This window comes from Parabacteroides goldsteinii DSM 19448 = WAL 12034 (assembly GCF_000969835.1).
Classification (GTDB): Bacteria; Bacteroidota; Bacteroidia; order Bacteroidales; family Tannerellaceae; genus Parabacteroides; species Parabacteroides goldsteinii.
This window is the reverse complement of sequence record NZ_KQ033912.1, coordinates 3,359,321-3,373,332: the sequence shown is the minus strand read 5'-3', so window position 1 is coordinate 3,373,332 and position 14,012 is coordinate 3,359,321. Positions and strand designations below refer to the sequence as shown.

14 protein-coding genes and 1 rRNA gene are annotated in these 14,012 nt (G+C 45.1%); 5 read left to right on the top strand and 10 right to left on the bottom strand.

Annotated features, from left to right (window positions below; translation table 11 throughout):
• Positions 1-116: 116 nt before the first annotated feature.
• Positions 117-1,964: an ABC transporter ATP-binding protein gene (locus HMPREF1535_RS12335; RefSeq protein ID WP_046146280.1), complete on the bottom strand. Its 1,848-nt coding sequence runs from the start codon at positions 1,962-1,964 to the stop codon at positions 117-119.
• 121 nt (positions 1,965-2,085) lie between these two features.
• Between HMPREF1535_RS12335 and HMPREF1535_RS12330 the strand changes: the two genes are divergently transcribed.
• The 4 genes from HMPREF1535_RS12330 to HMPREF1535_RS12315 all read left to right on the top strand — a co-directional run bounded on the left by HMPREF1535_RS12330 (position 2,086) and on the right by HMPREF1535_RS12315 (position 6,055).
• Positions 2,086-2,574 carry a radical SAM-associated putative lipoprotein gene (locus tag HMPREF1535_RS12330; RefSeq protein ID WP_010800615.1) on the top strand — a complete coding sequence of 163 codons (489 nt, stop codon included), beginning with the start codon at positions 2,086-2,088 and terminating at the stop codon, positions 2,572-2,574.
• A gap of 107 nt (positions 2,575-2,681) precedes the next feature.
• Positions 2,682-3,164: a radical SAM-associated putative lipoprotein gene (locus HMPREF1535_RS12325; RefSeq protein ID WP_046146279.1), complete on the top strand. Its 483-nt coding sequence runs from the start codon at positions 2,682-2,684 to the stop codon at positions 3,162-3,164.
• Positions 3,164-4,234 (top strand): TIGR04133 family radical SAM/SPASM protein, encoded by a 1,071-nt coding sequence (locus tag HMPREF1535_RS12320; protein ID WP_046146278.1) that lies wholly within the window; start codon positions 3,164-3,166, stop codon positions 4,232-4,234. Before HMPREF1535_RS12325 ends, HMPREF1535_RS12320 begins: the two co-directional genes overlap by 1 nt.
• Before the next feature lie 66 nt (positions 4,235-4,300).
• Entirely contained in the window at positions 4,301-6,055 is a 1,755-nt protein-coding gene (locus tag HMPREF1535_RS12315; RefSeq protein ID WP_046146277.1) for a DUF4091 domain-containing protein, read from the top strand.
• A gap of 60 nt (positions 6,056-6,115) precedes the next feature.
• Here the strand turns inward: HMPREF1535_RS12315 and HMPREF1535_RS12310 are convergent, their stop codons facing one another.
• Positions 6,116-6,685: a hypothetical protein gene (locus HMPREF1535_RS12310; protein ID WP_052716701.1), complete on the bottom strand. Its 570-nt coding sequence runs from the start codon at positions 6,683-6,685 to the stop codon at positions 6,116-6,118.
• Between the two features lie 87 nt (positions 6,686-6,772).
• Entirely contained in the window at positions 6,773-7,081 is a 309-nt protein-coding gene (locus HMPREF1535_RS12305; protein WP_046146276.1) for a nucleotidyltransferase domain-containing protein, read from the bottom strand.
• A gap of 401 nt (positions 7,082-7,482) precedes the next feature.
• Here HMPREF1535_RS12305 and HMPREF1535_RS12295 point away from each other — a divergent pair, with 401 nt between their 5' ends.
• On the top strand, positions 7,483-8,310 hold the full coding sequence (locus HMPREF1535_RS12295) for a DUF6261 family protein (protein WP_046146274.1): 828 nt from the start codon (positions 7,483-7,485) through the stop codon (positions 8,308-8,310).
• Between the two features lie 57 nt (positions 8,311-8,367).
• Here the strand turns inward: HMPREF1535_RS12295 and der are convergent, their stop codons facing one another.
• The 7 genes from der to rrf form a co-directional block, all read right to left on the bottom strand.
• On the bottom strand, positions 8,368-9,681 hold the full coding sequence (der, locus tag HMPREF1535_RS12290) for a ribosome biogenesis GTPase Der (protein ID WP_009859678.1): 1,314 nt from the start codon (positions 9,679-9,681) through the stop codon (positions 8,368-8,370).
• Between the two features lie 24 nt (positions 9,682-9,705).
• On the bottom strand, positions 9,706-10,596 hold the full coding sequence (gene era / locus HMPREF1535_RS12285) for a GTPase Era (protein ID WP_046146273.1): 891 nt from the start codon (positions 10,594-10,596) through the stop codon (positions 9,706-9,708).
• A complete protein-coding gene (locus HMPREF1535_RS12280; RefSeq protein WP_010800622.1) occupies positions 10,580-11,584 on the bottom strand; it encodes a beta-ketoacyl-ACP synthase III in 1,005 nt (334 codons plus the stop codon). Before HMPREF1535_RS12280 ends, era begins: the two co-directional genes overlap by 17 nt.
• A gap of 106 nt (positions 11,585-11,690) precedes the next feature.
• On the bottom strand, positions 11,691-11,876 hold the full coding sequence (rpmF, locus tag HMPREF1535_RS12275; RefSeq protein ID WP_009859681.1) for a 50S ribosomal protein L32: 186 nt from the start codon (positions 11,874-11,876) through the stop codon (positions 11,691-11,693).
• 12 nt (positions 11,877-11,888) lie between these two features.
• On the bottom strand, positions 11,889-12,473 hold the full coding sequence (locus HMPREF1535_RS12270) for a YceD family protein (protein WP_009859682.1): 585 nt from the start codon (positions 12,471-12,473) through the stop codon (positions 11,889-11,891).
• An 88-nt stretch (positions 12,474-12,561) separates the two neighbouring features.
• Positions 12,562-13,719, bottom strand: a complete 1,158-nt coding sequence (locus tag HMPREF1535_RS12265; protein WP_010800623.1) for a sensor histidine kinase — start codon at positions 13,717-13,719, stop codon at positions 12,562-12,564.
• A gap of 146 nt (positions 13,720-13,865) precedes the next feature.
• Positions 13,866-13,976 (bottom strand): 5S ribosomal RNA (gene rrf, locus HMPREF1535_RS12260).
• Between the last annotated feature and the right edge of the window lie 36 nt (positions 13,977-14,012).

The window sequence follows — 14,012 nt, the reverse complement described above, 5'->3', positions numbered from 1 at the left end:
CAGGAAGCCAGCAATACCAATAAAGCAACAATAGAAGGGCGAATTATTTTCCGTCCTATTTCCTTTAATCGAATCGAATTCATAGTATTATTAATAAAATTATAATTCAAGCGGTATCAGAAACTTTGCATGTCACACAGCCTCTTATAATAGCCTTTCAAATCCAGCAGTTCTTCATGACGGCCACGTTCAACGATCTCACCTTCATGCATCACACAGATCTCGTCTGCATTACGAATCGTGGAAAGACGGTGGGCAATAACAATCGTAGTACGGTTACGCATCAGGTTTTCCAATGCTTCCTGCACCAGGCGTTCCGACTCCGTATCCAATGCGGAGGTTGCCTCGTCGAGGATCAGGATCGGCGGGTTTTTCAGGATAGCGCGGGCGATACTGATACGCTGACGCTGTCCGCCGGAAAGTTTGCCGCCCCGGTCACCGATATTGGTATTATAACCGTCTTCGCTCGCCATGATAAACTCATGCGCATTTGCGATACGCGCGGCTTCCTTCACCTGTTCCAATGTCGCTCCTTCCACTCCGAAAGAGATATTATTGAAGAAGGTATCATTGAAAAGGATCGCTTCCTGATTCACATTCCCCATCAGGCCGCGCAAATCGTAGAGGGAGGCATCGCGGATATCCATTCCGTCAATAGTAATGCTTCCCTTATCCACATCATAAAAACGTGGCAGCAGATCCACCAGCGTACTTTTACCGGAACCGGACTGGCCAACCAATGCAACGGTCTTTCCCTTAGGGATTACCAGGTCTACACCTTTCAACACCCAGTCATGCTGGTATTTAAACCAAATATTGTTATATCGTATTTCCTTATTCAATTCTATCTTCTTAGGATCAGCCGGATCATTGATATTACTTTCAGCTTTCAAGATCTTATCGATACGATCCATAGAAGCCAGCCCTTTCTGGATGGCATAAACAGACTTACTTAAATCTTTCGCCGGATTAATAATACTGTAAAAGATAACCAGGTAATAAATAAATGTGGAGGCATCGATCGTGCTATGGTTACTCAGGATAAGCGTACCTCCATACCAAAGAACGATGGCAATAGTAGCCGTTCCCAGAAACTCACTCATCGGATGCGCCATCTGCTGACGGCGATAGATACGGATGGTGGTCCGACGGAACCGGTCATTACTGCTCTCGAAACGAGCCTGTATTTTCTTCTCGGCATTGAATGCTTTGATAATGCGCAAGCCGCCTAAAGTCTCTTCGATCTGGCTCATCAAGCCGCCCCATTGCTGCTGGCCTTCCAGCGATTTACGTTTCAGTTTCTTCCCTACCTGTCCCATCACATAACCCGCCAAAGGCAACAGTACAAGGACGAAAACAGTCAGCTGCCAACTGATAACGATCATACCGATCAGATAGATAATGATCAGGATCGGATTCTTGAACAACATATCCAGGGAACTCATGATGGAGGTCTCCACTTCATTCACATCGCCGGAGACACGGGCAATGATGTCCCCCTTGCGCTCTTCCGAGAAAAATCCCAGGGGCAGTTCGGTTATTTTCCTGTTGATCTGGTTACGGATATCACGTACAACCCCTGTACGGATAGGGATCATCGTGAAAAAAGCCATGTACATTGTGCCCACTTTCAGAAATGTAGAGATAATAAGGAAAGCACCTAAAACGATCAGTGTAAATGAGCCTCCCTCTTTTTCAATCAGGTCGCTGACAAACCAGAAGAAATTGTTCTTTATCAGTTCGGGAGTACCTTTCCAGCTTTCCCAGGTCCAGGGATCAAACACCCAGGCTTTATAAGAATAAACATCATCATTCAGTTTGAACAATATATTCAATATTGGAATAATCAGGGCAAAAGAGAACAGATTCAGTATGGCGGATAAAATATTGAACACAATGTTCGACACCATATACTTCTTATAAGGAGGCACAAAACGCCGTAATATGCGTATGAAATCTTTCATGTTTATTTAGTTCGATTGGATTTGGCGCGCAAGTTACTCATAAAAAACAGGCGGTGCAACGTTTCGACTTATGTTTGCATCAATTAGATATGGATGTAAATACAATTAAAACCATATGAATATGAACAGAACAAACCATTTCTTCCTGACCTTTACAAATAAAATATTGGCAGGATTATTAAGCCTGTTAGGCTTTTCACTGGCAGCATGCGACAAAATAGGTGCAGACGAATACGGATGTCCCTATGCCGATTATGAAATCAAAGGGAAAGTAGTCGATGAGAACGGGAAAGCCATCAACGGCATACAGGTTATTATTCCCGACCCTTTTGGTAATGAAGAATATACACATCGGGATACGCTGATCACGAACAGTGCTGGAGAGTTCGTCGCACGACCGGTTGTCACCACTTTTGGCACGGATATCACTTTCAAAATCACAACAAAAGATATCGATGGCACCGATAACGGAGGAGCATTTGAAGAAACAATCACGGAAGTAGCTTTCAAAAAAGAAGACCTGACAGGAGGAAACGGCGAATGGAATTATGGTAATGCACAAAAGAACGTAACTATCAAAATGAAGCAGGCTGTGGAAAACAAAGAATAAGTAAAAACAAATATCCAGACTTATACAACCGCCGATGCAGTATTTTTCGTACTTTTGTATTTAATCATATGTAATCTATCAGTTAATAACGAAACAACGCAAGTTATATGAAAAGGTTCTATCCTCATTTTTTGAACAGTATGAACTGGGTATTAGCCGGTTTACTCACCTTACTAGGTTTCTCTTGTTCCGATTCGGATGATGATGGGGGAGGTCAGGTAGAAGAATACGGCTGCCCACATGCTAATTACGAGATCAAAGGGAAAGTGGTAAACAGACAGAACAACCCGATCCTCAATATACAAATCGCCATCAGCGATTCGGTTCCCGACCGTCAAATGCCCAGCGATACCATCTACACCGACGCAAAGGGAGAATTCCTTTGGGAAACCGGAGAATTCCCCGGGGCAACATTCAAACTTATCACGACAGATATTGACAAAGATAAAAACGGCGGTCAATTTGCAGCCGATACCTCTTTTGTTTCCTTTAAAAACGCCGTCTATGAAAATGGCAGCGGTTGGTACGAGGGAAAAGCCAAACAAGAGGTTACAATCACTATGAACGAACAGATTAACACGGAAGAATAATGGATAAACGCCCCGGATTTCGTAAACGCATCGCCCTGGAACTCTTCCGCAGTATCCGAAGAAACAGGGCCAAGCTACACGAACTACGCACACTCTTTTGGGAATGTACGCTTCGTTGCAATGCATCCTGCCGTCATTGCGGCAGCGACTGCCATGTATCGGCTGGCATGAAGGATATGCCGGTGGAAGATTTTCTGAAAGTTATAGACGATATTACTCCCCATGTCAATCCTAATAAAGTATTGGTAATTTTTACCGGAGGAGAGGCTTTGGTGCGCAAAGACATCGAAACCTGCGGAATGGAACTTTACCGCCGGGGATATCCCTGGGGAATCGTTTCCAACGGATTGCTGATGACACGCGAACGGCTGGACGCACTGCTGGCCTCCGGCATGCATTCGGCAACCATCAGCCTCGACGGCTTCGAAGAAGCACATAACTGGTTGCGCCGTCATCCGAAAAGTTTCGAGAATGCAGTCAACGCCATCTGCATGCTGGCGGAAGAGAAAGAGATTGTCTGGGATGTGGTGACTTGCGTAAACCAAAAGAATTTCAAAGACCTGAAACTCTTCAAGGAATTCCTGACGGAAATGGGAGTAAAACGGTGGCGTCTGTTCACCATCTTCCCCGTCGGACGGGCCGCCGAAGAAGCCGACCTGCAACTGACCAACGAACAGTTCACCTGGATGCTCAACTTCATCCGCTACTGCCGGCAGGAAGGAAAGATACACACCAGCTACGGTTGCGAAGGGTTCCTCGGAAACTACGAAGCCGAAGTGCGCGACTCCATTTTCCAGTGCAATGCCGGAATCAGTACGGCTTCGGTGCTGGCAGACGGTTCCATTTCCGGTTGTCCGAGCATTCGTGCCAATTTCCACCAGGGGAATATCTATAAAGATAAATTCATCGACATCTGGAACAACGAATTCAAACCGTACCGCAACCGTGAATGGACACGCAAAGGGCAATGCGCCGACTGCAAAATGTTCCGCTATTGCGAAGGCAACGGCATGCATCTGTACGACGATAACGGCAATCTGTTGTTCTGTCATTATAATCGGATAAAGTAATTGCGTACAATATCCCATCTTTTTCCTATCTTTATCCCCCGAATAAACTTCTAAAAGAATTTATACATGAAAAACTCTCTTATTCTCTGTGCCCTGCTAACGCTAGGCCCGGTTTGTTACGCACAGCAATCGAACATCACCGATTACACCGAACTGACCGACACCAAGCCACACGATAGTGAGGCTGTATGGAATAAAATAACAACGCCTACCCAACTCAGCTGGGCGAGCACGGACGTTCGTTATCCGAAACTCAGTATCCCAACCGTTACAAAAACCTCCCGCTGGCAGACGAAAGCCTGGAAAGGAGAACGCGTAAACGCCCAGGCCGTACTGTGGACAACCAACGACCTGTCGGACGCAACCATCACCGTCAGCGAATTGAAAAACGGTTCATCCGTTATCCCGGCTTCCAACGTCACCACCAATTTCGTGCGTTACGTAATGACCGACGAATTGAACAAAGAACGTACAGGCGGTTGCGGTGTACGTGAAAACAAGGCGGAATGGGATTCTTCCGTTGTTGCCGACGTGTTGGATATCGTAAAGATGCGCGATGTCGCCGCCCGTACGACACAACCTATCTGGATGAATGTATGGGTACCGTCCGACGCACGTCCCGGAAAATATAAAGGAACACTGACCGTTTCAGGCGAAAACTTCCAACCGATGAAGTTACAGGTGGAGATAGACGTACTGAACCGTACCCTGCCGGAACCGAAAGACTGGAAATTCCATCTGGATTTGTGGCAGAACCCGTATTCCGTGGCCCGTTACTACGACGTGCCTCTCTGGAGCAAAGAACATTTCGATGCCATGCGCCCGATCATGAAGATGCTGGCTAACGCCGGACAGCGTGCCATCACCACCAGCATCATGCACAAACCCTGGGCGGGACAGACCGAAGATCATTTCGACAGCATGGTGTTCCGCATGAAGAAACTCGACGGCAGTTGGGAATATGACTACACTGTTTTCGACAAATGGGTAGATTTCATGATGAACGATATTGGCATCAACGACCTGATCAGCTGCTACACCATGATCCCGTGGGCATTGAGTTTCGACTATTACGACCAGGCCACCAACCGCATCCAGTTCATCGAAGCCAAACCGGGCGATGCAGCTTATGCAGACTACTGGGGCAGTTTCCTGAAAGATTTCTCCCGTCACCTGCGTGAAAAAGGTTGGTTCGAAAAGACTGCTATCTCTATGGACGAACGTCCGTTGGAAGCCATGCAAGAGGCTATCAAGGTAATCAAGCAGGCTGACCCGGAATTTAAGATTACGCTGGCCGGTAACTATCATAAAGAGATACAAGGCGACCTGTATTACCTGAGTATTCCGTACGGCCACAAATTCCCGGAAGATGTGAAAGCCGAACGCGACCGCAAAGGCCAGATCAGCACGGTTTATACCTGTTGTTCGGAAGCATTCCCGAACACCTTCACCTTCTCCAACCCGGCAGAAGCCCCCTGGACGATCCTCCACGCCGTTGCCGGTGGTTACGACGGTTACCTGCGTTGGGCAGTCAACAGCTGGACAAAAGATCCGTTGCGCGACTCCCGTTTCCGCACCTGGGCAGCCGGCGATACATACAGTATCTACCCGGGTCCCCGCAGCAGTATCCGTTTCGAACGTCTGGTAGAAGGCCTCCAGGACGCTGAAAAAATCCGCATCCTCCGCGAAGAACTGAAGGGCAGCAAACTGGATAAGCTGAATAAAACGGTTGCCATGTTTACTCCGGAAGGACTGGCTGAGACACAGAAGTCGGCTACCGAGATGGTGAATGAGTTGAATAAAGTGCTGAATTCGTATTGATAAGACAACGGATTATAAGAGCGCAAAGGACTTATCAACGGATAATCCTCTGCGTTCTTATTATTTAATCAATGTTCTAAAAATTCTAGATTTAAATAATTTAGGAACATTTTCCAGAATGAGAGGATAAGACTTCACTTCTATCTGTCCTTTAAATACAGAAAAAGAAGAAACTTCCATATTGTTATCAAGAACAAAACTTCTACTGTTATTCAGTAAATCTTTAGTTATAACTATATTAAATTTACCAGATTCTATATCATAAGAATTATACCACTTTTCATAATCTTCTTCCGGTCTAAAAAAGCCGCTATTATAATAGGAATAATTATTCTCTAATCTTAAATCCGGATTATATTTAAAAGATAGCCCCATTGGAAATCTATAAGATAAAAAACCTTGCATATAACAAACAGTTTGTTGAGAAATTAAATACAAAACTTCAAAAACAGTATCCGTATGAATTCTACAACAAAAGCCTGTACTAACCACATTATCAGCTATCATACAATCACTTACATGCAATCCTGAATTTAATGTTTCACAAATTAATTTATCATCATTACTATACAAATTGTCTATAACCTCTTCAAATCTCATGACACTTTCTCCTATCTTTTCTATTATCACTCTTCTATATTTATGAATAAAAAGCGCTTCTGCTTTATTTTATCAACATGAATCTGATGGAAACAAGTGATTTTCGTTCTTCATCCGTCATAACGCAACTCCTTCTCTCATTACATTTTCAGAAAAAGGCGTCGTCAACTTTTCCCATATCTTTTTACTGAATACACGAGGGCTGATGATCACTCCCGTCTCGAACTCTATGTCATAAAGCGGATAAGCGATCTCCTGTTCCTCTTTCAGGGAAATATCATCTTTGTCAAGCAAGATAAGCAGATCGATATCGCTGTCAGGACGGGCATCGCCACGGGCTTCGCTTCCGTACAGAATCGCCTGTGCGCCGGGAGCAACACGACGGATAACTTCCCGTATACGGTTTACTATTTCAGGACGTCTCATAAGATACTCCTTTCTTCTTTAATTTCTATTTTCACAAAGGTAGCTATAAATCTCAAAATCACAAGAAAGAGGGTTGTTTCGTCAAGATAAAGACAAAAGAAGGCTCCGACAAGTGAAAGTGACCTTCCGGAAATCCGGGAAGCATTTTTAAACGGTGCAAAACGGTTTCCGGAAACCCGGGAATGAACTTTCACCATTCAAAAGGCATTTCCGGAAATCCGGAAAGTCACTTTCAACAGTCGAAAATCGTTTCCGGAAATCCGGAAGGTATTTTTCAACATTTAAACGAGGTTTCCGGACTTCCGGGAACTTTTTTTTAATATAATCACAGAAAAACTCTTTTTACCGGAATTATTTGTCTACATTGCCGAATGTTTAATTCACTATAAATCTTAAATATCATGGGCAGTTACACAAAAATCAAGCACATAACGCTTTATGATCTCAACAACGCCGAATACCTGGCCTTCCTCAACTCCGTGCTGAACCTCGTCCCCGCTCCGACCGGCGGCGGCGACCGTCCCGAAATCGAATCACTCGATGCCGACGTACGGACAAACGGCTCGCCCGATATCGGACTGTCGGCACAGTTTGTGCAAAAAATGGAAAACGACGTCATGCTCCTGGCCGACACGGTCGACGAAAGCCGCATCGCACAGGAAACGGAACAGGCCGCCGTTCACGAAGCCAACCGCGACAACCTGGTCATCTACATCACCACCCGCATTTCGCGCGCCGGTACCCTGCCGCTCGAAGCCGAACGTGATGCCGGAAAGTTTCTCTATAAGGTGATCAAACCGTACATCGGCATCGCCCGCCTGCCGGTAGCACAGGAAACAGCCAAAATACAAGGCCTGCTGATCGACCTGCGGAAGGACGAAAACGCGTCCTACGTCACCACCCTCGGACTGGAAGCCTACCTGGCCGAACTCGACAAGGAAAACAACGCCTACATCGTACTCACCTCGGCGAGAACACAGAGCCGCGCCGCCAATAAAAAGGACAACAGCGCAACAATCCGTCAGCGTCTCGACAGCCAGTACGACGACCTGGTGATGCTGGCACAGTCGTTCAGCGTAGCACAGCCGTCCGAAGAGGCAACGACATTTGTCAGCAACCTGAACCAGTTGATCTCAGAAACCGTCACCGCTTTCAACCAGCGAAAGAAAGGTTCCGGCCCGACAGGTGAAGGCGGAGGCGGAAGTAGCGACCGCCCGATAATAGAATAGGTCTATTAGGGACAGACATAAAAAAAGAGATGCTGTAATAGCATCTCTTTTTTTATCTTATTTCTCGCGAATAAATACATTAATCGGTGTCCCTGTGAAATCCCAGTTTTCTCGGATCTTATTTTCCAGGAAACGTTTGTAAGGATCTTTGATCCACTGCGGCAGGTTGGCAAAGAAAACGAAGGAAGGAACAGAGCCTGCGGGCAGCTGGGTGATGTATTTGATCTTGATATACTTTCCTTTCCATGCGGGAGGCGGATAGTTCTCGATGATCGGCAACATGATCTCGTTCAGCTTGGCTGTCGGGATGCGTTTCTTACGGTTGTCGTATACTTCTTTGGCTGTTTCGAGCACTTTCAGGATACGCTGCTTGGTCAATGCCGAAATGAACAGGATAGGGAAATCTGTAAACGGCGCCAGACGTTCGCGGATCGCATTCGTATAGCTGTCGATCACTTTCTGGCCTTTATCTTCTACCAAATCCCATTTGTTCACACAAACGACCAGCCCCTTCTTATTCTTCTGCACCAAAGAGAAAATATTCAAATCCTGGCTTTCAATACCGCGGGTAGCATCTACCATCAGTACACAGACATCGGAATTCTCAATTGCACGAATCGAACGGATCACCGAATAATATTCCAGGTCTTCGTTCACCTTTCCCTTCTTACGGATACCGGCTGTATCCACCAGATAGAAATTCAGGCCGAATTTATTGTATTTGGTATAGATAGAATCGCGGGTAGTTCCGGCAATATCCGTTACGATATGACGGTCTTCACCGATAAACGCATTGATCAAAGACGATTTTCCGGCATTCGGACGACCGATAACGGCAATACGGGGCAACTCTTCTTCCAATTCTTCATTTTTTTCTTCCGGAAGGATCTCGATGATCTTATCCAGCAAATCACCGGAATTGGAACCGTTGATAGCCGACACACAGAAAGGATCGCCCAAACCGAACGAATAGAATTCGGCAGCCTCGGCATGCATCTCAAAGTTATCCGCTTTGTTTGCCACCACGATAACCGGCTTTTTATTACGGCGCAGTATCTTGGCCACTTCGATGTCCAGGTCCGTGATACCGTTCAATACATCCACCACAAACAAGATCACGTCTGCTTCATCCAAAGCGACCTGTACCTGCTTATTTATCTCTTCTTCGAAAACATCATCCGAATTAATTACCCATCCGCCGGTGTCGACCAGCGAAAACTCTTTACCGGTCCAGTCCACTTTACCGTACTGACGGTCGCGGGTAGTCCCTGCTTCCTCGTTCACGATGGCCTGACGCGATTGGGTCAGACGGTTGAACAGGGTGGACTTTCCTACGTTGGGCCTACCAACAATTGCTACAATATTTCCCATAAATTTCTTTTCTGTGCGCTGTTTTTAATCCAGCTGATAACCAAAATTCTTCAACAGGTTATCCCGGTTACGCCAGTCTTTTTCAACCTTGACGAACATTTCCAGGAATACCTTCTTCTCAAAGAAGCGTTCAATATCCTTACGGGCCATCGCACCGACTTTCTTCAGTGCCTGTCCCCTATGCCCGATGATAATCCCTTTCTGGGAATCCCGTTCCACAATAATGAGCGCCTTGATGTGAATCATTTCTTCTTCTTCCTTAAACAGCTCAACAACGACTTCCACCGCATACGGTATCTCCTTCTGATAATACAGGAGTATCTTCTCACGAATAATCTCCGTAACGAAGAAGCGGGCCGGCTTATCGGTAAGCGCGTCTTTTTCAAAATAAGGGGGAGACTCGGGCATCAAATCCTCCACCCTATGCTTCACATAATCAATATTAAAGTTCGAAAGCGCGGAAATCGGAATGATCTCGGCCTTCGGAAGAACCTCTTTCCAATGGGCTACCATCTTTTCCAGTTCGGCCTGATTACTGGTATCGATCTTGTTGATCAGCAGCAGGACCGGGCATTCCACCGATTGGACCCGTTGGAGGAATTCTTCATTTTTATCGATTGTCTCAACGACATCGGTCACATAGAGTAACACGTCGGCATCACCTAAAGCCGACTCCGAAAAATTCAGCATAGACTCCTGCAACTTGTAATTCGGATGCAGGACTCCCGGCGTGTCTGAATACACGATCTGCATATCGTCGGTATTCACAATCCCCATGATACGATGACGGGTAGTCTGCGCTTTCGACGTGATGATGGAGATACGTTCCCCCACCAGACGGTTCATCAGCGTGGACTTCCCCACATTAGGATTACCGACAATATTAACAAAGCCGGACTTATGCTTGTTTTCCATTATAACCCCATTTAAGATAAATTGCACCCCAGGTAAAGCCTGCACCGAATGCTGCCAGAATCAGGTTATCCCCTTTCTTCAGCTTGTCTTCCCACTCCCAAAGGCAGATAGGAATAGTACCGGCACTGGTATTACCATATTTCTGGATATTGATCATTACCTTCTCCATATCCACACCCAGACGTTTAGCCGTCGCATCGATAATACGCAGATTAGCCTGGTGAGGCACGATCCATGTAATATCGTCGTGGGTCAGTTTATTTCGTTCCGCTATTTCGGCAGCCACATCGGCCATATACGAAACAGCATACTTAAAGACATATTTGCCATCCTGCAAAACAAAATGTTCCCGTTTATCCACGGTCTCATGACTGGAAGGATAAGCCGAACCACCTGACTTCATAATCAGATGAGAATAGCCTACACCGTCAGTACGTAGAATCGTGTCGAGAACGCCGACTTCTTCCGTAGTCGGTTCCAGTAAAACCGCACCGCAGGCATCCCCGAACAAAGGACAGGTAGAACGATCCTGATAATCGGTAATCGAGGTCATCTTATCACCGGCAACAACAATCACTTTCTTATAGCGTCCCGAACGAATATAATTCGCACCTGTTTCCAACCCATATAAGAATCCGGCACAAGCTCCCTGCAAATCGAAAGTCATTGCATTCTTACAGCCGGTATGATAGGCGATGATTGAAGACATGGTTGGAAAGTGATGGTCTGCCGTTGTAGTAGCCGACAGAATCACTTCGATCTCTTCCGGATTTACTTGTGTTTTTTCGAGCAACTGCTTCACAGCACGTATACCCATGTAAGAGGTACCTACCCCTTCACCTTTCAAAATTCTGCGTTCTTTGATGCCAACACGTGTCATGATCCATTCGTCAGTCGTATCGACCAATTTGGAGATATCCTCATTTGTCAACACGTCTTCCGGAACGTATCCGCCTACACCTGTTATAACCGCATTTAATTTATCCATAATTAAAAAAATAAAGAGACTCTATATCCCAATTAAAAAATTAGCCCTAAAAATATTTTTAGGGCTATTTCTTTCGTTTATCAGACTCAATATGATCGTGACAAACTTACACAGCTGCTTCTTTTACGATAGCTAATTTACCTCTGTAGTAGCCGCATTCGCCGCATACAGTGTGATAAATATGCCATGCGCCGCAGTTCGGGCAAATAGCCATTGTTGGAGCGACAGCCTTGTCATGAGTTCTTCTCTTGGCTGTTCTTGTCTTACCTTGTCTTCTTTTAGGATGTGCCATGTTTTAATTTATTTAATTGTTATCATTCTCTATTAAACCTTTCAGGGCATCCCAGCGAGGATCAGAATTACCGCTTACGTCATCATCCATGGATATATCTTCCACTTCGTCTTCTTCGTAATCATCATCTCCGTCATCTGTACTTTTAGCAGTGTGCTTCTTCAGCTTCGTCGACATCGCTTTATTACATTTTCCCGGAGCATGTACATGCTTCATCGGTACTGCCAATGCAATAAACTCATAAAGGAACCATGCCAAATTAATCGCACCTTCCTCTTCTGGTATTACTACCACCTCGTCGCTCTCTTCGGCATATTCTTTACCGAATTTCACTACCAAGCGATTATGTGTATCAACCGGAATCTCCATATCGTCCAGACATCTGTCGCACGGAACGATCGCTACACCTTCAATCTGAAAGTTCATTTCAAAAGCCACTGACGTACGCTTCACTGTCAGGTGAACCTTGACTTTGCCCTTCTGGACTTCGTCTCCGTCAATGTCCACAAAAAACTTGTTCTCCAGTAAATACTCGAATTCGTGCACTCCTGGAGCGAGATTTTTCAAATCTACGTTATATAATTTAAATTTTCCCAAAGCCTTTTAGTGTAAAAACCTTGCAAAGGTACGAAAAAACTAAACACAAATGCAATACCTATGCAGTTATTTTTTATTATTGAATTATTTAGCCTCTATATTTACGAAGCTCTATACGGAATGTCGTGCCTTTTCCGACCTCCGAGTTCTTTACGAATATCTTGCCGCCATGGTAGGACTCTATGATACGTTTGACCAGAGATAGTCCGAGTCCCCATCCGCGCTTCTTAGTCGTATAGCCGGGATTGAAGACGGTCTTATATTTTGATTTGGGAATTCCCTTTCCTGAATCCGTAATATCTATCCGCACAGTCTTGTCACGTTCTTCCACCTGGAACGTTATTTCACCCTGGCCTTCCATAGCATCCACAGCATTTTTTGTCAGGTTTTCAATAACCCAGGCAAACAGTGAATCATTCATTAAAACCAATACGGGATTATCCGGAAGATGAGTATATATCTTCACCTTGGCAGAAATGCGTGTTTCCATATAATTTAAGGCCGTACGAATCGAATTGCTGATATTTACCGGTGTCGGATCGGGATTTGATCCAATCTTCGAGAAACGTTCCGCAATCATCTCCAAACGCTTCACATCTTTTTCCATTTCACCCAGGAGGGACGGATCGATTTCTTTTGTACGAAGATATTCCACCCAGGCGATCAAAGAAGAGATAGGAGTTCCTAGCTGATGGGCTGTCTCCTTCGATAATCCGACCCATACTTTATTCTGTTCTGCCTTCTTCGTACTGGCAAGAGCCAGGAAGGCGATCAGGATAAATATGAAAACGACTGTCAACTGGGCATAAGGATAGATAAGCAGCCTTTTCAGGATAATAGAATCGTCGTAGTATAAATACTGGAAGGTTCCATCCTGCATGTCGATCAGTATAGGAGGATTCTTGCTTTTTAATTCCCGTACTTTATTTTTCAGAAACAGGTCTGAATCCTTTTCCGGAAGGTCGATATTCTTCTCTGCAATTACACTATCCTTCTCATTACACCATAAAACGGGTATCGTGGTGTTACTCTCCAGAATCTTCAGAATAAGAGCCATATTTGAACCATTGGTTTCGGTAGCAATCATACGTTGCGCTTCCGCCCAGATCTCGACCTTCTGGCGTTCTTCCTGCGCTAAACTCTTTACAAGCTTATCAGAGACAAACACAGAAACGATCGCAATCAATGTGGCTATTAAAATGAAAAGATATTTCAGCCGTTGCCGGGAATCATATATACTGCTCATAATCTAAAATTCATACTCAATGTATATTAGAACGGAAAAGAAGATACATTATTATAAGAGAGATGTTAAATCAGGAAGAATAAAAACGAAAAGAAGCTATAAACGCAAAAAGGAGTCCACTCTATCGAATGAACTCCTTTTATCTAAAACGGCGGCTATCTACTCTCCCACTTTTACGCAGTACCATCGACGTGGTTGGGCTTAACTTCTCTGTTCGGAATGGGAAGAGGTGGATCCCCAACGCTATAACCACCTTAATACCTTTTAAGATGTTTGACCTGGACAACGCTACT